The 20,991-nt window shown below is 37.4% G+C and carries 21 protein-coding genes; 10 read left to right on the forward strand and 11 right to left on the reverse strand.

Annotated elements, in window-relative coordinates; all coding sequences use genetic code 11:
• Nucleotides 1-309: TolC family protein (locus tag A3EE_RS22105; protein WP_033417573.1), on the forward strand; the 309-nt coding region annotated here is incomplete at its 5' end.
• A gap of 83 nt (nucleotides 310-392) precedes the next feature.
• On the opposite strand, the gene A3EE_RS0104835 is transcribed toward A3EE_RS22105, so the two are convergent.
• From A3EE_RS0104835 to A3EE_RS0104845, 3 genes are all read right to left on the reverse strand, one after another.
• Complete coding sequence (locus A3EE_RS0104835) at nucleotides 393-1,004, reverse strand: TetR/AcrR family transcriptional regulator (RefSeq protein WP_018342312.1); 612 nt, start codon at nucleotides 1,002-1,004, stop codon at nucleotides 393-395.
• A gap of 113 nt (nucleotides 1,005-1,117) precedes the next feature.
• The gene (gene fabF, locus A3EE_RS0104840) at nucleotides 1,118-2,365 is read right to left on the reverse strand and encodes a beta-ketoacyl-ACP synthase II (RefSeq protein ID WP_018342313.1); all 1,248 of its coding nucleotides are present in this window, start codon (nucleotides 2,363-2,365) and stop codon (nucleotides 1,118-1,120) included.
• Between the two features lie 23 nt (nucleotides 2,366-2,388).
• Nucleotides 2,389-2,628 carry a DUF2798 domain-containing protein gene (locus tag A3EE_RS0104845; RefSeq protein ID WP_018342314.1) on the reverse strand — a complete coding sequence of 80 codons (240 nt, stop codon included), beginning with the start codon at nucleotides 2,626-2,628 and terminating at the stop codon, nucleotides 2,389-2,391.
• Between the two features lie 277 nt (nucleotides 2,629-2,905).
• On the opposite strand from A3EE_RS0104845, the gene A3EE_RS0104850 reads away from it, so the two are divergent.
• The 5 genes from A3EE_RS0104850 (at nucleotide 2,906) to A3EE_RS0104870 (ending at nucleotide 8,805) form a co-directional block, all read left to right on the forward strand.
• Nucleotides 2,906-5,392 carry a PIG-L family deacetylase gene (locus A3EE_RS0104850; RefSeq protein WP_018342315.1) on the forward strand — a complete coding sequence of 829 codons (2,487 nt, stop codon included), beginning with the start codon at nucleotides 2,906-2,908 and terminating at the stop codon, nucleotides 5,390-5,392.
• Between the two features lies 1 nt (nucleotide 5,393).
• Nucleotides 5,394-5,516: a hypothetical protein gene (locus tag A3EE_RS22160; RefSeq protein WP_018342316.1), complete on the forward strand. Its 123-nt coding sequence runs from the start codon at nucleotides 5,394-5,396 to the stop codon at nucleotides 5,514-5,516.
• A complete protein-coding gene (locus A3EE_RS0104860) occupies nucleotides 5,513-7,219 on the forward strand; it encodes a sodium:solute symporter family protein (RefSeq protein ID WP_018342317.1) in 1,707 nt (568 codons plus the stop codon). The genes A3EE_RS22160 and A3EE_RS0104860 overlap by 4 nt, the downstream gene beginning before the upstream one ends.
• The gene (locus tag A3EE_RS0104865) at nucleotides 7,216-7,689 is read left to right on the forward strand and encodes a hypothetical protein (protein WP_018342318.1); all 474 of its coding nucleotides are present in this window, start codon (nucleotides 7,216-7,218) and stop codon (nucleotides 7,687-7,689) included. Before A3EE_RS0104860 ends, A3EE_RS0104865 begins: the two co-directional genes overlap by 4 nt.
• Before the next feature lie 138 nt (nucleotides 7,690-7,827).
• Complete coding sequence (locus tag A3EE_RS0104870; RefSeq protein ID WP_018342319.1) at nucleotides 7,828-8,805, forward strand: c-type cytochrome; 978 nt, start codon at nucleotides 7,828-7,830, stop codon at nucleotides 8,803-8,805.
• A gap of 109 nt (nucleotides 8,806-8,914) precedes the next feature.
• On the opposite strand, the gene A3EE_RS0104875 is transcribed toward A3EE_RS0104870, so the two are convergent.
• The 3 genes from A3EE_RS0104875 to A3EE_RS0104885 form a co-directional block, all read right to left on the reverse strand.
• On the reverse strand, nucleotides 8,915-9,766 hold the full coding sequence (locus A3EE_RS0104875) for a DUF2911 domain-containing protein (RefSeq protein WP_026209598.1): 852 nt from the start codon (nucleotides 9,764-9,766) through the stop codon (nucleotides 8,915-8,917).
• A gap of 93 nt (nucleotides 9,767-9,859) precedes the next feature.
• Nucleotides 9,860-12,013 carry a hypothetical protein gene (locus tag A3EE_RS0104880; protein ID WP_018342321.1) on the reverse strand — a complete coding sequence of 718 codons (2,154 nt, stop codon included), beginning with the start codon at nucleotides 12,011-12,013 and terminating at the stop codon, nucleotides 9,860-9,862.
• 65 nt (nucleotides 12,014-12,078) lie between these two features.
• A complete protein-coding gene (locus A3EE_RS0104885) occupies nucleotides 12,079-13,086 on the reverse strand; it encodes an LLM class flavin-dependent oxidoreductase (RefSeq protein WP_018342322.1) in 1,008 nt (335 codons plus the stop codon).
• Between the two features lie 710 nt (nucleotides 13,087-13,796).
• Between A3EE_RS0104885 and A3EE_RS21180 the strand changes: the two genes are divergently transcribed.
• Nucleotides 13,797-16,169 carry a sensor histidine kinase gene (locus tag A3EE_RS21180; protein WP_018342323.1) on the forward strand — a complete coding sequence of 791 codons (2,373 nt, stop codon included), beginning with the start codon at nucleotides 13,797-13,799 and terminating at the stop codon, nucleotides 16,167-16,169.
• Nucleotides 16,170-16,330: 161 nt separating this feature from the next.
• On the opposite strand, the gene A3EE_RS21780 is transcribed toward A3EE_RS21180, so the two are convergent.
• The 3 genes from A3EE_RS21780 to A3EE_RS20025 all read right to left on the reverse strand — a co-directional run bounded on the left by A3EE_RS21780 (nucleotide 16,331) and on the right by A3EE_RS20025 (nucleotide 18,271).
• Nucleotides 16,331-16,480 carry a hypothetical protein gene (locus A3EE_RS21780; RefSeq protein ID WP_018342324.1) on the reverse strand — a complete coding sequence of 50 codons (150 nt, stop codon included), beginning with the start codon at nucleotides 16,478-16,480 and terminating at the stop codon, nucleotides 16,331-16,333.
• Between the two features lie 238 nt (nucleotides 16,481-16,718).
• Entirely contained in the window at nucleotides 16,719-17,414 is a 696-nt protein-coding gene (locus tag A3EE_RS0104900; protein ID WP_018342325.1) for an SH3 domain-containing protein, read from the reverse strand.
• Between the two features lie 170 nt (nucleotides 17,415-17,584).
• Complete coding sequence (locus tag A3EE_RS20025; protein ID WP_018342326.1) at nucleotides 17,585-18,271, reverse strand: hypothetical protein; 687 nt, start codon at nucleotides 18,269-18,271, stop codon at nucleotides 17,585-17,587.
• Nucleotides 18,272-18,415: 144 nt separating this feature from the next.
• Between A3EE_RS20025 and A3EE_RS20030 the strand changes: the two genes are divergently transcribed.
• Together A3EE_RS20030 and A3EE_RS0104915 are read left to right on the forward strand one after the other, a co-directional pair.
• A complete protein-coding gene (locus A3EE_RS20030; RefSeq protein ID WP_018342327.1) occupies nucleotides 18,416-18,889 on the forward strand; it encodes a hemerythrin domain-containing protein in 474 nt (157 codons plus the stop codon).
• 120 nt (nucleotides 18,890-19,009) lie between these two features.
• Nucleotides 19,010-19,456 (forward strand): hypothetical protein, encoded by a 447-nt coding sequence (locus A3EE_RS0104915; protein ID WP_018342328.1) that lies wholly within the window; start codon nucleotides 19,010-19,012, stop codon nucleotides 19,454-19,456.
• 178 nt (nucleotides 19,457-19,634) lie between these two features.
• Here the strand turns inward: A3EE_RS0104915 and A3EE_RS22165 are convergent, their stop codons facing one another.
• Both A3EE_RS22165 and A3EE_RS0104925 read right to left on the reverse strand, forming a co-directional pair.
• Nucleotides 19,635-19,760 carry a hypothetical protein gene (locus tag A3EE_RS22165; protein ID WP_018342329.1) on the reverse strand — a complete coding sequence of 42 codons (126 nt, stop codon included), beginning with the start codon at nucleotides 19,758-19,760 and terminating at the stop codon, nucleotides 19,635-19,637.
• Nucleotides 19,761-19,811: 51 nt separating this feature from the next.
• Nucleotides 19,812-20,156, reverse strand: a complete 345-nt coding sequence (locus A3EE_RS0104925) for a hypothetical protein (protein WP_018342330.1) — start codon at nucleotides 20,154-20,156, stop codon at nucleotides 19,812-19,814.
• A gap of 279 nt (nucleotides 20,157-20,435) precedes the next feature.
• Between A3EE_RS0104925 and A3EE_RS0104930 the strand changes: the two genes are divergently transcribed.
• The gene (locus A3EE_RS0104930) at nucleotides 20,436-20,876 is read left to right on the forward strand and encodes a hypothetical protein (protein WP_018342331.1); all 441 of its coding nucleotides are present in this window, start codon (nucleotides 20,436-20,438) and stop codon (nucleotides 20,874-20,876) included.
• The last annotated feature ends 115 nt before the right edge of the window (nucleotides 20,877-20,991 follow it).

A 20,991-nucleotide genomic window follows, 5' to 3' on the forward strand; every position in this document is an offset into this window, starting at 1 on the left:
AATGCGAAACAGATTCAGGCTGCTTATAATTACGAACGAGCGATTCTGAATGCGTATGTTGAGGTAGCAAACCAGGTTGCAAAAATACAGAATTTGCAAAACAGCTTTCAACTGCAAAGCTTACAAGTTGAAGCGTTAAACGAATCTGTAACAATTGCAGGTAATCTCTTTCTTTCNGCAAGAGCGGATTANATGGAAGTATTNTTAACGCAACGCGATGCATTGGAATCCAAAATGGAGTTGATCGAAACAAAAAAAGAACAACTTAAAGCAACCGTGTATTTATACAAGGCATTGGGTGGAGGTTGATACTACAGCCCAAATAAATAATTAAAAAAAGGACGTCTTGAATTCAAGACGTCCTTTTTTTTAGCCAATTAAAAAGATAAAAATTAAATCTTCTTTTTAAACTCCATGCTTACGACAAGATCTTCTAAGACAGCAAAAACATGATCTGAATTTGCTTTATTTTTTGTTGCTCTATTAATCAGGATTGCTCCTTCAATTAAGGCGATCATTGAAAAGGCTATTTTGTTTGCATCTACATCTGCCCTGAATTCTTTTGCAGCAATTCCTTTTTTAATAATCGAAACCAGATTCTTTTTCCAACTTAATATTCCATCTCCGGCTCTCTTGCGAAGTACTTCGTTTGTATCATCTGCTTCAACCGTTGTGTTGAGCAAGGGACAGCCACCGGCAGGGAAAAGTGGGTTATCGATGTGATTATAAAGTCCTGCGTATACCAAAAGCATTTCTTTACAGGTACCACATTCCTGCGTTTTTTGCGTAATTACATTTTTGACGGATGCCCAGTTGTGATCGAATGCTGCCAGAGCAACTTCTTCCTTGTTTTCAAAGTTTCCATAGATACTTCCTTTGGTGAGATGAGTGGCCTCTGTCAAATCCGATAACGATGTACCTGCAACTCCTTTTACATTGAAGATGGGAGCTGTTGATTCGATGATAAATTTTCGTGTACGTTCAGATTTAGTGAGTTCGTTCATACGTAAGAAGTGTGTTCTTAAAAAGACATATCGACTGAATGCGAAGTTATGCAACTCTCATTCATTTACAAATGATTTAACCGATTCAGCCGATATGTCGAGTATTTTATTCTTTATTCTTCATACTTTTTAAATATTGCGGTTGCAATATGGCCACCAAACCCAAACGTATTGCTCATTGCGTAATACACATTTTTCTGTTGTGCTTTCTCCAAAGTCAAATCAAACGCACTTGAAACAGCAGCATCCAGTTCTGTTGTATTAATAGTTGGCGGAATAAAATTTTTCTGCACCGCATTGATACATGCAATCGCCTCAACAGCTCCGGCTGCACCCAATAAGTGGCCGGTCATGGATTTGGTTGCACTTACATTCAATTTAGAAGATCCTGCAAATACACGTTCAATTGCTTTCATCTCACTGATATCTCCTTGCGGTGTAGACGTAGCATGTGCATTGACGTAATCAATATCACTCGCCTGTATATTGGCCTCTGCCATCGCTTCCAGCATTCCTAAATACGCACCTTCTCCTTCCGGATGTGTACCTGTTAAATGATATGCATCGGCAGCCATTCCTCCGCCAACAATTTCAGCAAGTATCGGAGCATTTCTTTTTATTGCACTTTCATAACTCTCCAGAATAAGCGCACCGGCTCCTTCGCCCATCACAAAGCCATCTCGATACGCATCAAATGGTCGTGATGCAATCTGTGGATTTTCATTGAACGTTGATAATGCACGGGACGCATTAAAACCACCGACCGACACTTCATTGATCGGTGCTTCAGAGCCGCCCGTAATGATGATGTCTGCCTTGCCCCAGCGAATGTGATTGAATGCTTCTAAGATTGCTGTATTCGAAGTAGCACATGCCGATACCGTTGCAAAATTCACACCTCTCAATCCATACTTGATAGATATCACACCTGCCGCAATATCTAAAATCATTTTAGGAATGAAGAAAGGATTAAAGCGTGGTATCCCATCTCCTTTTACAAACTCTGTCACTTGTTCCTGAAATGTACCAATACCTCCATTGCCGCTGCCCCATATAACTCCGATTCGGTTTCGGTTTAATGTATCGAAATTTAGCTGCGCATGCTGAACCGCTTCTTCTACAGCAACCAAGGCATATTGCGTAAATAGATCGTATTTACGTGCTTCACTTTTATCCATAAAATCAATTGGATTAAAGTTTTTCAATTCACACGCAAACCGTGTTTTGAATTTCCCTGCATCAAATTTTGTAATGGGTGCGGCTCCGCTTTTACCGTCAAGCAACGCTTGCCAGAATAGCTCTGCATTATTCCCAATAGGTGTCAGCGCACCAACACCTGTGACTACAACTCGCTTAATCATTTCAGTATTGTTTAGGATACGGATTATTTACTTTCAATTGGAATGACACGTTCAACGAGTTTCTGAATTTGCGCACCTACTACTAATATGATAGGTATACAAATCATGTAAGCTACTGCCCACGATTTAAACCACATTGCCAGAAACCGTTCGCCAAAACCAACATTCATAGAAATCAATGTAAAGGAAATAATACCTGTTGTTACATTCCCCATCAGCAATGCAAAGAGAATTTTTCTCTGTAATCCCTTGTTATTTTTCATAATCGATCAATTTTATACCGTTTGGTATTATTTATTCAAAAATATACCAAACGGTATAAAACACCAAATTATTTGTCATATTTTCTACTCAAAAAAATAAAAACATATACTATTATATGTGAATGGAACATTATCGATAACTGCTTTGTTTAGCAAAACTTCTAAACAAAACTGCAGAACAAACCTATAATTAATGTGTCTGTCTATACTGCTTGCTATAAAGTCACCTTTTTTATACCTTGAATCCACATATCTATACCATTTTCAATATCCGTTCATGAAAAGATCGTTCATCCTTTTCCTTACAACACTATTTATTACAAATAGTCTTCTAGCTCAAACTCCAGCTGTTTCTTCCGCTGATATCTTACAAAAACTCAATAAACTAAATACTGTCGGCTCGGTGTTATACATTGCGGCGCACCCCGACGATGAGAATACTCGCTTGCTTCCTTATCTTACTTATGAACGTAAATATAGAACAGCGTATTTATCGTTAACTCGCGGCGACGGCGGACAAAATCTGATTGGTAAAGAACAAGGTGAACCGCTTGGATTGATACGTACACAAGAACTTTTAGCTGCCCGCCGTATTGATGGCGCGGAACAGTTTTTTACACGTGCAAATGATTTTGGTTTTTCAAAAAATCCGGAAGAGACATTTAACTTCTGGAACAAGGACAGCATACTGGCAGATGTTGTCTGGGTGATTCGCACATTCAAACCGGATGTGATCATTACCCGTTTCCCTACTACGGGTGAAGGCGGACACGGCCACCACACTGCTTCAGCTATTCTTGCTGTAGAAGCGTTTACTGCCGCAGCAGATCCTACACGTTTCCCGGAACAATTAAAATACACAACGGTATGGCAGGCTCAACGTATTTTCTGGAACACCTTCAGTTTTGGTACGATTAACACAACTTCGGAAGATCAGATCAAAATTAATATCGGCGGTTACAATCCCTTGTTGGGAAAATCATACGGAGAACTTTCTTCCGAAAACAGATCGATGCATAAAAGCCAGGGTTTCGGCACAGCAAAGACACGCGGCGACAACACCGAATACTTCAAACAACTTGGCGGTGATAAAGTAACAACAGATATTTTTGAAAACATCAACAGCTCATGGACACGATTCACTGCAACGCAACCAATCGGAGAATCTATCAAAAAAATTATTTCAAAATTTGATGCACAACACCCGGAAACCATTGTTCCGGATTTAGCAGCATTGTATAAACAAATTCAGGCCTTAGATGAAACAGATAAAACACTTGCACGCTGGAAAAAAGAAAAGCTGCAGGAAACAGAAGCATTGCTCATATCCTGCTCTGGCTTATGGCTTGAAGCATACGCAACAGAATACATTGCCATTCCCGGCAACTCCATTCAAACCACCTTGCAAATCATCAATCGCAACAATGTTGCTGTTTCTTTAAAAAACATCCGTTACATCAATCAGGATTCAAGTCTTGCACTTACATTAAAAACAAATGAACTGTATACATTCAAGCATACTGAAAAACTTGCCGTTGATTACGCCTATTCCAATCCGTATTGGTTGAATCAAAAACACAGTAGTGGCTTGTATGTTGTCAACAATCAATTATTAATCGGCAAGGCAGAGAACGATGCTGCTGCAAGTATTGCGTTTCAGGTTGTTATTCAAGACATCGCCTTAACCATTACCAAACCTGTTGTATATAAATATACAGATCCGGTTAAAGGCGAACTGTATCGTCCGCTTGAAGTGCTTCCTAAAGCAACCGTGAATTTGGTTGAACGAGTATATGCCTTCAACGACAATACACCTAAGACCATACAATTCACTGTAAAAGCAAACCAGCCGAATGTAAGCGGAACCTTGCAATGGTCGATGCCGCAAGGATGGAAAGCAACGTGCGCGCAACCCAATTTCACCTTAAAAGAAAAAGGAGAAGAAATTATTATTAATGTATTGGTACAACCGAATGGAATTGCTACCAATGGAAAAATTTCCGCATCGTTAAAAATAAATTCTGAAACATTTTCAAAAAGCATCACGCGTATTGAATACGATCACATTCCCTATCAGTTTATCTTAAGTGATGCCGAAGCAAATTTAGTATACATCAATTTAAAAACTGCCGGCAAAAACATTGGCTACATTCCGGGTGCGGGAGACGATGTAGTTGCCTGCCTGAAACAAATGGGTTATACCGTTACCATTTTAACAGACGATCTTTTAGATAAAGGAAATTTAAAAGAATACAATGCGATTGTTGCAGGCATACGTGCATACAATACTAACGACCGACTTCAGATCTATTACAATACATTAATGAAATATGTTGAACAGGGAGGAAACTTAATTGTTCAATACAATACCAATAACCGCATCGGTCCGCTGTTAGCGAAGATCGGTCCCTACCCGTTTGCAATTTCAAGAGACCGAGTTACAAATGAGACTGCAGAAGTTCGCATTCTGAATCCAAAGCATTCGGTGTTCACCTATCCGAACAAAATTGATTCGACTGATTTTAATGGCTGGGTACAGGAGCGCGGAATTTATTTTGCATCCGATATCGATCCCAAATATCAAACGTTGATATCCATGAACGACCCGAATGAAAAAGCAAACGAAGGAAGTTTGATCGTTGCAAAATATGGCAAGGGAAATTTTGTGTATACAGGTCTGGTATTCTTTAGAGAGCTTCCTGCGGGCGTTCCGGGGGCTTACCGATTGTTTGTAAATCTGTTAAGTATTCCTCAAAACAAATAACATGTCTGAACCGGAAGATAAACCTTCGTTTTTTGGTACATGGAATAATGTATATGCATTCATTCTTGGCTGGCTCGTTATTACGATGCTATTCTTTTACATCTTTACCATATACTTCAAATGAGTGTCATTGATTGGTGCGTATTAAGCTTAACGATCCTTAGTATCATTGCTTATGGGTTATGGAAAAGCAGAGGGGCAAAAAACATTGAAGGATATTTATTGGCCGATAAAGAACTTCCCTGGTATCAGGTAGGCTTATCGGTGATGGCTACACAAGCCAGTGCTATAACATTTATGGCTCTTCCGGGACAGGCCTATGGAAGTGGGATGGGCTTTGTACAACTGTATTTCGGCTTACCGATTGCTACCGTTATTTTATGTAAAACGTTCATACCTATTTTCAGAACATTAAATGTTTATACGGCGTATGAATATTTAGAGCGACGTTTTGATACCAAGACCCGCTCTCTAACCGCCTTCCTATTTCTTTTACAGCGAGGTCTATCCACAGGCCTTACCATTTATGCTCCTTCCATTATTCTATCTGTTATACTCGGAATAAATATCACCTACACAACCCTCTTTACAGGCGGCATTGTGATCAGTTACATTGTCTACGGCGGAACCAAAGCAGTTGCTTACACTCAAATGTTTCAGATGGCCATTATTTTTTCAGGATTATTTGTTGCCGCATTTATGGTTGTCCACCTCTTACCCGAAGGTGTGGGCTTTATAGATGCCTTACACATTGCCGGTAAAATGGATAAATTAAATACCATCGATCTGAGTTTTGATATCAACAGCGACTACAACATCTGGTCGGGTTTGATCGGTGGTTTTTTCCTTCAGCTCTCTTATCTTGGAACTGACCAATCACAAGTCGGACGATACTTAACAGGAAAATCCATCAAAGAAAGTAGACTTGGTTTGATCATGAACAGCATTATAAAAATCCCGATGCAGTTTGCCATTTTAGTGATTGGTATTTTAGTATTCGTATTTTATCAATTCAATACGCCACCCGTGTTTTTTAACAAAACAGAAGTAGCACGCATTGAAAACAGCCCGTATAAATCGGATTATAAACTCATCGAAACAGAACACAACATTGCCTGCGAACAAAAGAAAATACATGCAACTGCGCTCATTGCAGCAATAGATAGAAACGACGAACAGGCCATAGCCATAGCTCAATTCCATTTACGCCAGGAAGATACCATTACGCAGTTAACAAAACTTGAATTCATACATCTCATGGAAGAAAATGGTTCGATATCGGATACAAACGACACCAACTATGTATTCTTAAGCTTCGTAACAAAATATCTACCGGTAGGTCTGGTCGGCTTGTTGATCGCCATCATCTTATTAGCATCTATGGGTTCTACAGCGAGCGGAATCAATTCACTTGCATCAACCAGCGTCATTGATTTTTACAAACGTTTTATAAATACAACTGCAAATCCTCAAACATACTTAGATGCTTCGCGCTGGGCAACAGCAGCCTGGGGCGTATTCTGTGTAGTAATAGCTTTATATGCTGGCAAAGTTGGCAACCTGATTGAAGCAGTAAATAAACTGGGATCTTTATTTTATGGAAACATACTAGGAATCTTTTTAGTAGCGTTCTATTTAAAAAAGGTAAAAGGATCTGCTGTATTTTATGCAGCCATCATCACTGAAGTTTTTGTGATCGCTATCTGGATGAATAACATGATGGCTTATCTATGGTTGAATGCAGTTGGTTGTGTGTTACTGATTGTTATTGCATGGATCACCCAAATGGTGATTGATATCTCACAGAAAAATTCTAATACTATATGATACGAATTCTTTTCATTCCCATTCTACTGTTATTGAATTTATATTCCTTTGCATCTCACATCACAAAAGATGGATATGGGGAATTTTTATTTGGAAAAACTTCTCTCGCTTATATTAATGAAATGTATCCGGAAAAAGATCGTGCACTTTATGATCTTGGCAATGACGAAAAAATGGTCTCTATTAATTTTCCGGAACAAGGAGTAGAAATTTTCTTTATTTATAAAATTGCAGATGACTTGAATAACGTTTTTTTATCTCAAATAAACATTACAGCACCTTGTACAGGGACAACTGAAAAAAACATCGGTATTGGCAGCAGTATTGAAAATGTATTGATGGCGTATCCACAAAAATCAATTAATCCGAAAGGCTATAAAAAAGAACAGCTGGTTATTTATGACTCCTTTCAAATTTTTACAAGCAAAGGAAAAGTTGATTCAATTATGATTACCCCTGGTATTGATTAAAATCATCAAAACACATCCTTCCATTGTTCACATTTTTATTTAGAACAATTTCAAATTCATACACTTAGTAAGAACCAAAAGTAAAAAAGTGTATTTTTAACTAATTTGAATAGNTAAAACCCCAACCCTTTTTTACGCATGAAAAAAATTTTACGCATTGTTCTGTACATTTTTATTGGTGTACTTGTTTTGGTAACTGGTCTATTGACATACGTCAAAACTGCTCTGCCCAATGTTGGCCCTGCTCCCGAAATTAAAATCGCTTCTACACCTGCATTGGTAGAACGTGGACGCTACCTTGCACACTCTGTGAGCGCTTGTATGGATTGTCACTCAACCCGCGACTGGTCTAGATTTGCAGGTCCGCCGGATACAACAACCTGGGGAAAAGGAGGCGAAGCCTTTGATCAACGCTTTGGATTCCCGGGTGCATTCTATTCAAGAAACATTACACCTGCAGGTATCGGCAGCTGGACAGATGGTGAAGTGTACCGTGCAATCACTTCAGGTGTAAGCAAAGATGGTTCAGCCTTATTTCCTGTAATGCCTCACCCGAATTATGGTAAAATGGCTACAGAAGATATTTACGCGATTATCGCATATTTAAGAACATTAAAACCGATCGATAATAAAGTAGCACAATCCATTCCGGATTTCCCGATGAATTTCATCATCAATACCATTCCTGCTAAAGCAACTCCTCAGGCAATTCCGGACACAGCAAGTAAAATTGAATACGGTAAATATTTATTGAATGCAGCTGCTTGCGCAGAGTGTCATACGAAGCAGGAAAAAGGTCAGAAGATCGCGGGTATGGATTTCGCAGGTGGATTTGAATTTCCGATTGCAACTGGTACAGTACGTTCATCAAACATTACACCTGACAAAGAAACAGGGATTGGTGACTGGTCTGAAACAGCCTTCATTAACCGTTTTAAAACGTATGCAGACAGCAGCTACACACCTGCAAAAGTTTCTGCCGGTGAGTTTAATACGATTATGCCATGGACCATGTATGCTACAATGAAACGTGAAGATCTTGCAGCTATCTATGCCTATTTACAAACCATTACTCCGATAAAAAATAATGTTGTAAAATTCACAACTAAAAAATAAATCGGTGCATATTCAGACGCAATAAATTGCGTCTCTACATTAATGTTTACAATAAAAAAAACCTTCCCATGTGGGAAGGTTTTTTTTATTGTATCTAATAGAAACAAACTTATTTCTTTTTCGCTTCAGCGATCAAGTCATTTGCCATTTTAGTATAGTCATCATTTTTTGCTTCTGTTGCTAAAGCTACTGTTTGTTCTGCTGTAGCAATTGCTGATTTCTTATCGTTCAATTTTAATTGAATACGAGCTTTCAACATTGTCATCCAGAATGCTTTTGGATTTTGTTCAATTGCTTTGTTCACCCAGATCAATGCCTGATTCAGGTCCTTGTTATTTTCATAGTAGTAATTTGCAGCCTGAAAATACGGACGTGAATCAACAGCCATCGTAGTTTCAATGTTCTTCATTACTTTAGAATCAATTTCTGTAGTGATCTTAACCGGTACAGAAGTTTTTTCCCAAAGAATTTCTAATGTAGTAGAAGTTGCTGTTACATCTGACAAATTGATTGTAAACGTCTCAACACTTTTACTCAAAGCTGTTGGTTTAACAACTACACGAATCACTTCATTTTCTGTTTTGTAGTTCGAAGTATTTCCGCCTATTGTTAAATCGCTGTACAACATAACTTCCCAGCTGTCTTTATTCGGAACGGTATAGATCGCATATGTCCCAGCTTTTACATCTTTGCCTTCTACCTTAACATCATCTGAGAACGTAATTTTTGTAGCAGCATTTGCACCTGTTCTCCAGATTTTTCCATAAGGCACAAGGTCGCCAAATACGGTACGGCCTTTAACAGACGGACGAGAATAATCAACGGTAATGTCACCTAATCCGAAAGCCTGCTTAATCGTTTGAGAAGTACTTGGTGCCGGTGTCTTTAATGTTTGAGCTTGAGATACAAGCGTTACGAATGTGAATGCAATTGCACTTGCAATCATAGAGATCTTATTCATCTGTGGTTTTTAATTTAGGTTGAATTATTATATTTGAATTTATGTGTTTTATGCGTTAAACAAAAGTTATTTTTCTGTTACTTCACTTATGTCTTACATATGAAGAACAATCCATCCCAGTCTCCATGCTGCATAGAGTCCAAGACCTATCAATATAAGGAAGAAAAGCATTACTTGCCACAGCGGTCTTCCTTTTGAACTAAAAGGATCGTTTGTATTGATCTTCGCATGTTTAGGCAATGCGGCTATTTGTGTAAGTGTATTTCCGAATGGAATATTCACAATTACTTTCGCATTCACTGCCCAGCCATTTGCATCCAGGATCAACGCAAGATTTCTCTGACGTAATTTAAAAAACGCCATGATCATTGCAGGACCGGATATTAGCAATAGCAATCCGGATATTGCCAACGGCATCTTCCACCATGTTAAGCCCATAAAACCTGCTATTACAGATGCGAGTGCAGTACCGATAGCACCCAAAGCCAAACCAATTGCAGCAAAGATTCCGACAAATTTACCAACATCAAATGGTACAGGCGGAGCAGCAGCAGCTGTTGGTGTTTCAACTTTAGCAGGTACTGTTTCTATTTTGGTTGTTACGTCTGTTAATACTTTGTTGTCCTGTTCGGAAGCAAATTTATTAACCTGCTTTTCAACAAAACGCGAAACTTTTCTATACGGAGACCAGAATGCCTGAATGATGCTGATCGGGTTTTCTACAATTTTTACAATGGTAGCATCGTACGCAACGCCTTTTCTATCATAGAATACAGCATTACGACCTACGATCAGGTTGTCAATATCTCCATTGGTTAAAGCAGCAACAATAATAATGGTTTCGCCGGTAGATTTGGATACACATTTGCAATAGATCAAAAACATACCGCTCAATGATACCATCATATCATGTTTAGCCATGTCGCTTACCTTGATACATAAGTCACAACTACGCTGATCAATGTATAATGTACCGGACTGAAAGATGGCAGTATGATCGGGCGAATAAAAATCGTAGAAGGTTACGAAGTTTTTAATCAACGTAAATAAGTCGCGGTAATAACGCACCAGCTTATCCACCAAAATAATATTATTCGCTTCTGTTTCTAAGGCTTTATCTTTTTCAATCAAGTCAAACAATTGTACAGAAATAGTTGAGGACAAAACCTTTCTGATCTGCTCCAGACCTAGCGCTTCAACCTGATGGCCGGCTTTTTCAGATTTCCATACTTCATAGGCTTGAAATTTTTCTGAAATTGAATTCCATTCCGATTCAGACAAGGTTTTTTTATTTGGAAAAAGATGATTCGTTATATGCGTCTTCAGCTGATTGATCTTATCTTCCCAGGCTGGATTTATTCCTTGATGTAAGGGTAATTCTTTTTGTCCTTCAATTTTTGCCAACGGAAATGTTTCGATCTCTTCCAAACACGTTGTGAGATCTTTGGCAGTAATTACTTCGACACGTGCTGTAAGAAGATTTAACACCGTTGTTGTTTCGGGATCAAATGCAGCCAAACGGCAACGCAGAAAATAATCATCTATCTTAGATTTAACCGCCAGATAGGTTTGATAAGACAATTCCGTATTTTCATTAAAAGGTAAAATGGTTGATTTATTATCTTCTGATTTTTTATACCATTCTGAATATGCAGTGCATTGCTCCAAAAATATATTTAGGAATTCTGTATCGATACCTTCTTTACCACCACGGTCTGTAAGGCTTCCCATGCAGGTAATGATATCCTTCAGAAGTGCTTTTAATTCATCTGTCGGGGTGGAATCTTCTGTTATAATACCATCTCCGTTAAATGCTGTACCATTAAATATTTTAACTCGGTCTGAGGTTTCTTCTACCGTTAAGGTTGTTGCGTCCGGTCGACCTAAATTCTTTAAAATATTTTTTGCTGAAGCCATTAATATTTTGCCTTCAGCGGTATCTTCATTAATGGCACTTAGCGGAAATACAGTATCCTGTTTCATCAGATCATCCGGATTATGAATGATCGATCCGATCCATTTAATAGCGGCAAGCATTTCCACGACTTTAATGTGACCATCGTTGTCGTTGTCAATCAATTCTAAGGTTGCAGCATCAATTTCCAATCCGCTCGTTGGACAGCTTAATACCGTCCATAATTTCTGATCTAAATGTTCAAGAGCAAGAATATCCTTACCTGAATCAAAATTTACTCTCTTAACTCCTCCTACGGAAGAAAAACTCCATTCGTAATTTTTAGTTGACATATACGATAAAATTGAATGCTATAGAAAACATAAATATAGCAAATGATCTTTCAAAAAAAACATGTTTAATTCGATAGCTCAAAGGCTTCTGCAATCAATTCGAACGAGCGTTTGCGGTCTTCGGGCTTCCCGGCCATGGTAGAAATAATGATTTCATCTACCTCAAATTCTTCTGCCAAAGTTTCAAGCTGTTTCTTTACCGATTCTTTCGTTCCTGAAATAACTCTGCCATTATTACGGCCGATGCGTTGAAGTTCTTCCTGTGTAAAAACATATTTTTGTATGGTTTCATAATCCGGATAATCATGAAACTTCCCTGCTTCAAATTGCAGAAAAATATAATCCATAAATTTTCGCATCTCTACTGCCTTTGCATCTGTATCAGCACACAACACAAAAATAGAAACCATTGCAAGTGGCTTCGGAAAATAGTCCGAAGGCTTAAATTTTTTCTTGTAGGTATCAATTACCGCGCGCGTTGCAAAGCCATTGATAAATTTTGCAACAACGAGTCCAAGACCGAATCGTGCAGCGATCTCACTGCTTCCGCCGCTTGAACTCAATATCCATTGATCCGGAACTGTTGTAGACTGCGGTACAGCAAGTATTTGTCGGTTATCACGTGTATAGGCGCTATCCGTAAAGAAATTCTGTAAGTGATCCAACTGGCGCAGATAATCTTCTTCTGCAAATTCATTGGAAGGATTTAACAACGAAGACGTAAGACGATCTGTGCCCGGCGCTCTACCCATCCCCAGATCGATGCGCCCGGGGAAAAGTGTTTCTAACATTCTGAAATTTTCTGCCACTTTTAAGGCACTGTGATTAGGAAGCATGATCCCGCCTGAACCGATCCGGATGTGTTGTGTTTCACTCGCCAGCTTCACCATTAAAATTTCCGGTGCCGATCCTGCAATAAAGGTAGAATTGTGATGTTCCGAAACCCAAAAACGGGAGTAGCCCAAATGCTCTGCAAGCTTCACAGTTTCAATCGTTTCTTCAATTGCTTCCTTCGCAGATCTGCCTTTTTGAACAACCGATTGATCTAAAATTCCTATTTTAATTTTCCTCATTGTGAATCAATCTACTACAACAGTTTGTATAAGGATTTTATGCTTCATAAAGTTCCACATTTGAATGCTCAAATGAAATTGAATCACAAAAGTCTGATACCAAAAATGTTATGGTAATGGCATGGTCTGGCAAAGCTGGAGAATATTCCTTTTCCCTAATCCCGTTAGGGATATAATATCTGTAGCAAAAGAATTAATCCGAATCAAAACATGCACGAGTCCCATCGGGACGACATAGTAAAATCGTTACGAGTCGCTCCTATACGGAGCTCCGTGCGTAAGAATTCGTTGGCGATCGTTTTCTACAGATATATTACTCCGATGGAGTAATTACTGAGATCGATAAAGTCAATATCAATTTTAACTTGCTCATCCATAATTCGCTGCACCGAAATAATTCATATGAACCGTAAAAAAAATCTGACTTTACTGCATAGACTACAAAAAATGCTCCGGTACATTACTATATCGTTGAACTTTTCACAGATAGATTTATGCTATAACAAGAAAGATTAAAAACCTTGTATTTACTGACGTATACACCGAATTCATTTCCATTCAAATAGCTATCATTTAACAACTTTATTATTTAAAATAAGGCAATACTTTTCAAGTTGAATTGAATACTTACATAATCATAACAATATGATATAAAAACCATAATTTGAAATCAAACGAACATTTTTTTCTTATTTACTATTTTAGAAAAAATGAATCCATTAGGTGACAATGAAAAGCATCGAGTGCATGCGCTTCAACAGTATTTATTAAATGATGCAAAAGGCCAGGAAGCATTCAAAGATTTAACAATTATCGCAGCATCCGTTTGTAATACGGAGAATGCTTATATCACATTGATAGATGACGAACGTTTGCATTTTTTAGCATCAAAACAGTTTGTACTGAGTGACATTGACCAAACACTTTCTTTTTGCAGGATTACCATTCAAAGCAACCAGATACATGAAGTTACAGATGCGTTAGAGGATGAAATCTTCAAACACAATCCCTATGTTATCGGAGAGCCTTATGTACGTTATTATTGTGGAGCGCCGCTGATCGATGAAGGTACAGGTGATAAACTGGGCGCTCTATGTGTAATAGACACAAAAACCAGAATGCTTTCTGATAGTCAAAAGACGTCTCTTGTATTATTGGCTAAGCAAGTAATGAATGGCTTCAAACTTTCGCGAAGAGAACGTGAACTGGAACTGGAACACGTAGCCATGGAAGAAGTGATTGTTGAGCGCACGGAAACGCTAATGGATACCAATCACTGGCTTTCAAAAATAATTGACCTTGTACCCCATCCGATCTTCTTAAAGGATAAAACAGGAAAATATTTATTAGCGAATGGTGCACAAGGCAAATTGTTCGGTAAAGATTCGAGTGAGCTGTTAGGAAAAACTGATGTAGATTTTGTTTTCAATAAAGCTGAATACAAAGTAATCAAAGAGAGCGATGATGCTACCGTAGAAAGCCGTGAGATTGTTATTCTTCCGGAACAAGTGATCACCTTAGGCGAACGTAAATATTATCTGCATACATCAAAAATTCCTGTGATCAGTCCGGTTGACGGCGAGTTACGAATTTTGGGTGTATCCGTTGACCTTACAGAGGTACGTTTCCTACAAATGGAATACGACCAGAGCATGGAGGCATTTCAAAAGCTGGTTGAAATATCTCCCGATGCGATTTACATACAAAGCAAATCAGGCGACATATTGTTTGCCAACCCTTCCGGAGTAAAGCTGCTCGGAGCAACAGACATGAACGACCTGTTAGGTAAATCCGTGATGCAATTCATACATCCGGATTCTTTGAATGAAGTAGAAAACAGAATCGGAAATTCAGCATCACTCAATGGGAAAATATCTGAACAAAAAGCAATTACCTTAACAGGTGAGATCATAGACATTGAAGTAGTGTCTGTATCCTTTATATACAATGGCATAGATGCTGAGCAGGTAATTGTTCGGGATGTATCGGACAGAATCAAAGCACGACAGGCACTGTATCAAAGCAGAGAAGAATTCAGAACACTTACCGACAATTCAACGGATATCATTGCACGGATCAATACCGATCTGACATTCGTATACATCAACAAAGCAATCACAGCGATTACAGGAAAGCAGCTGGATTATTATTCAGGAAAGACAGCTAAAGAGGCCGGCTTCGAAGAGCATTTGTGTACAGGGATCGAATACATTGTTGAGAAAACCGTTGCGATCGGGAAGGCAACATCGCTCTATTTTGAAAATCCGGAATTGGTTGACAAACCATTCCGATATGCCCATGTGATTTGCGTACCGGAATTCGACAGTTCTAAAAATGTCATCTCTGTATTGTGCACCGTACAGGATGTAACCGAATTGAAAGAAAATGAAAAACAACTGATCCAAACGAGTAAAGACCTGGATCGTTTTGTATACAGCGCTTCACATGAATTAAGAGCCCCGTTGAAATCCATCTTAGGACTTGCCAATTTAATGCGTCATGAAATTGAACATGAAAATTATACAGAACTCAATGAATACAATTCCAGAATTGAACGCTCGGTAAAAAGACTGGATGAAACGGTGCAAGGCATCATTGACTACTCGCGCAATGCCCGTATTGATGTAGCGCGTGAAGTAATATCCTTTGACAGTATTATCTCAAATGTATTGGAAAACCTGAGTTCCTTATCTAATTTCTCACACATTCAATTCAGTACGGAGATCTTGTTAAACAACACCTTTTATTCCGACAGCAGAAGGATCAAAATTATATTAAGCAACATCATTTCAAATTCAATCAAATACGCAGATCTTTCTAAAGAACAATCCTTTGTAAAGTTATCTATACAGGACAATTCATACGGATGTGACGTCATCATCCGTGATAATGGCATTGGCATTGAACCGAAATACATTCAACACATTTATGATATGTTTTTCAGAGCTACCAGTAACAATGAAGGCGATGGATTGGGTTTGTACATAGTTAAGGAAACCATTGATAAGCTGCACGGAAATATTACGGTAGAATCTGTTCTGACTGAAGGCTCTACATTTAAAATTCATTTTCCGAATTTGTAAGCTTTCTATTAAGAGTCGAAACCTATGAGGTTTTGTAGCTAAAAGAACGTATGATCTCCAAATGAGCAGAGATAATCGTAATATAAACCTCATAGGTTTAATAAAAAACAAAGGCTCTGATTTATAATAAATCAGAGCCTTTGTTATGTTAACGGTTTCGATTAAACGGTAGCTGTAACGGACTGCTTTACTTCTCCCTCACTTGTAACTTTCCTGCGCATTCCCATATCTGAAACGCGAACGGGTTGAACATTGTCCTTTTCTGTTTTCTTCGAAACAGATTTCGGTTCTGGTGTTGCTGTGTTTTTCATAACGGTTACGGTTGTGTTAAAATAAACATGTAAAAAATACCCATATATGTGTTTGTACGCACATCAAATAATACGAGTTGTATTTTAAGCTACATATTTATCCGCTGTTTTCATTCAAAAGCGGAAATATTTTTAAAAGATTTTAACAAAGGATAATGAAAAAGGACTAAAAAGTGTATTTCATAACATTAACGAAACGAAATCATAATTGCGTGTTTAAACAGGAATTGATTCGGACTTAAAAAGGAATCATCGCAATTGTCCGTTCAAATTTTTTATTTTTTATAATAATAGCAAAAGTATATCCACCGGCACCATCGCTATTTAATCCTTCAATGTAGAGAATATCATGTTGTACATCATAATAAACATTCATGTATTCAAGGGTTGGCTCAAACAACTGTTTATATGCTTCTGCAGGAAGTATAATTTTATTCCCATTCATTGTAACCGTCATATACTCATACGCATTTCGTGGTATGTTCCCATCTATTCCCCAGGCTTTCTTATGATTGATATTTTCGACATATTTATGCTCTGTGTCATATTCAATTGTATTGGATTTGGGATCAAATGGTTTTGTTTTCACGTCCACTTGAATAGTTTTATTTTTGAAAACGATTTTATCTTTTAATGCTTGGCTTACTGAAATCGATTCATAATCATGAATAAATTTCACTCTCGATCTGTGAATATAACCGGAACTATGTTGTGCACCATTCTGATATACATCAATCGGATACCAATCATTTTGACCTTCCTCTTCAAAACAATAAAATATATCTGCAGTAGTAAGTTTCATAATTACTTCACCTGAAATATCAGGTTTCGAACGCACATTTACATATCCATCCGGATCTTGAATAACTGCAAGCTGTGCCTGCGTACCCAAAGCAGTCAAACAAAAAATAACTAAAAGTAAAAACTGTTTCATAATTTTTTTTTAATATTAAGCGAAATGAATTCATAATTCATAATTCATAATTCATAATTCATAATTCATAATTCATAATTCATAATTCATAATTCATAATTCATAATTCATAATTCATAACTTCTAACAAGAATTCGTCGGACCACAAAAAAGTGGTCTGACGAATGAGGTTACTTAAGCACTTTATTCAGTTCGATCTTCTGCCAGATCTTGCTGGATAACGTTGAACACAATACTTCAATGTCGTGAATCGTATTCAGGATCATTTCGTCTTTGTTATTGAATGCATAGGTTGCAGCAACTTTTGAAGTAAGCGACAACATTTCGCTGCAGTAAATTAAGTATCTGCTTACTTCAGCTTTTGTAAACTCCCGTTTAGGTGAATGTTTTGTTTTTTCAGCAAGTATATGTGTAGGATCTTTGGTAAGCTGGTGCAGATCGATTATGTGTGCTATGGTTCGTAATTCCTGCAAGGCGGTTAATATTTTTTTCTGTTTGATAAAATCTTCAAACTTATACAGAAAGTAAAAAGCAAAACCAATGGTTATGGTTTCATTTAAAAATGCTTCGCTTACCGTTATGAAATTCTGCACGGTCAACAACGAATCATCAAATCTCAACATAAATAGAGTATAAACAATCGATGCAGATGCAATAACAATCAGCAATACCAATGCAATCCGGATCAGGATATAGGGCTTTGCCAGTTTGGCGTTGCTTGCTTTGCTTTTAATTGCCAGCTCATTCAGTTCATTGCTCACATTCAGCAGATCGGCTTGCGGAAAACGGTCTTCAATGCGTAAAGATAACGTGTGAATGATTTCGATGATCTTATCGATGTTTAATTGTTTGTACATAGCAACTTTCAATTCTGATTCCAGGATACAATATAAAAGTTTATTGCATAATTATCAGTCCTTTCGATGCATTCAGGATCAAATGCTCAGAAAAAAAACAGATTTTCCATGTAGATTCAAACTCCCCTATTTGCTGACTCCTTTATGGCTGAAAATTCCATCCACTTTGCATTTCCGGAAGAAGACATTCTACCGCATTTAATACAGGAACACCACCGCGGCTTGATCTTATGCCACAATATCCATCAAGGGCTAAGAAAAAATATTGAACCAGAACGTATACAAAAATATTGTGCATGGTTTTTCAAAGAACATATTGAAGCACATTTCAATGTTGAAGAACAATATATATTCCCATTGCTGGGTAACAGTCATCCATTCGTTAAAAAAGCATTAAGAGAACATCGAAAAATAAAGCGATTGATCTATGAGAGCGAAGATGTGATGAAGTCCATCAATTTATTGGAAGAACTTATGGAAGCGCATATTCGTTTTGAAGAAAAAAATGTTTTTACAGAATTAAAAAAAATAACAACCACAGAATTTAAAAATGCGTTACGGAATAATTTTCGTACTGCAACAAATGTAAATGAATGGTCAGACATCTTCTGGTCATAACAACAAACGCTTAATTGAATTCTGCAAAAGAATTATAGAAACGTGTAATACAATCTCTTGAATGATCGCTGATATTTGAAGTGTTAAAACAATACCAAAACATTTTAAACAACAACAGCTATGAAAAAAGTAATTGTATTTCTTGCAGCAGCAGCTTTTGCACTACAGGTAAACGCACAAACAACTCCGGAAAAAGTAATGGACAAAGATGTTCCAACTGCGGTATCCGGTACATTTAAAAAAGCACATCCAAATGCATCCATGATATCCTGGAAGAAAATGGATGGCAAGTATGCCGCTGAATACGATGAGAACAGCACAAAGACCTGGTCTGTTTATGATGCATCGGGTAAACTGGTTGAAACAAAAGTAAAAATAAAAGAATCTGAAGCTCCGCAAGCTGTGGTTGATTATGCAAATAACAATCACAAAGATATACTGGGGAAAGATTATTATAAAATCACTGACGCGAAAGGTGTCGTAACATACGCCTATAAAGCGAATGATAAAAAATTGATCTTTGATTCAAAAGGCAATTACATCAAAACAGAAGATTGCAAAGACTAACTATTTTATACATAAAAAACGCCTTGTTGATCCCGATCCCGATAGCTATCGGGATCGGGATCAACAAGGCGTTTTTTTATGTTAAGATTTGCTGTGATGAATGGATGATGTATTAAAAAAAATAAGGTTGTTATCATACAAGATGAATAACAACCTTACTTATTGAAAAATTTATATTTTAATAATTTGCCTGCATCACCACTCGGAAACCTATACCCATATCGGACATTGGTTTTTTATCTTCTTGCTTAGTGCTTTTTTGCAAACGCTTTTGATTTGTTTTTTTTAATTGTAACTTTTTCATAGTGATTGTGTTTAGCTGGTTAGAAATTTTTATCCGGTTGTTTTCACTCTACTAATTATTGGTATGTTCTTTTTTATGAATGCTTTCGATGTGTACAACAAAGTCGCTGATGTTGGCATCTGCTTCAGAACCATAGGCATCAATCAACAAACCACGTTCGCCGCTTATGGCTTCAATGGCATATACGATTGCATTGTCTTCCGGATCTGAATTTCCTTCAAAGCGATAAAAATCTACAATGCTTACCTGTTCAGGTTTATACAAACGGTCTGAAGCGACAGACTTGATTCCTTCTTTTGAAACAAGAAACTGTGTATTAAAACCTTTTTCTTCTAACATCTTGGTGCAGGCCGATAATGTTTTCATTTCCGTACTGCTGAGTTTTGATTGTACCATGATCTTTCGTGTTTAAATGCGACTGATTTTGCCAGCTGCATGGATGAAACTTACGATTTGATGTATACAATTTCCTGATTTTCAATAGTGGAAGTATTACATTAAAAATTGAAATTATTACATAATTACAGCTGCATTAATGTTAAAAACGCATTTTTAGGCACTTTTTGCTCTAAAACATTGAGATTATGTAACGATTTCCTGAAAATATGTAACAAATTCATTCTTTTAAAATATGAGATTTGACGTATATAAGAGGGTAACCAAACCGATATAGTTATGAAAAAAGTATATTTATTTCTGCTATTCATCGGTTTTGCATCTCAAGGATTTGCAAAATCTGATACAATTAGAAATCCGACGGTTCCGAAAGAAATCGTGGCTTCGTTTGCTAAGGCTCACCCCGACGCAAAACTTGTAAACTGGGCTAAAGCAAATAGCACCTATCTTGTTTCTTACAGAGAAGCAAGTTATAACCTCTGGACGGTATATGATTTAGATGGTGGATTAATTGAAAGTAAATGGAGGATACTTGCGAAAGACCTTCCTGCCGCTACTCAGGATTACATCAAAGAAAATAATACTCAGGGAATACAGGAGTATTATAAAGTAATGGAGGCAAACGGAACTATAAATTACGAAATAACTGCTCTTACAAAAAGTTACGTGTTCGATTCTGAAGGAGTACTTTACAAAACAATAGAGTCGCTCAAAAAATAATTTTTCTAGAAGTGTGAATACGCGTCTTGTCGGTTTAGGGGTCCGGCAAGACGCTCTTTTTTTATAGCATTTCTATTTAATAGTTTTTTTCACTTTTTTATTATTTGAAATAATT

Source organism: Cytophaga aurantiaca DSM 3654, from assembly GCF_000379725.1.
GTDB lineage: Bacteria > Bacteroidota > Bacteroidia > Cytophagales > Cytophagaceae > Cytophaga > Cytophaga aurantiaca.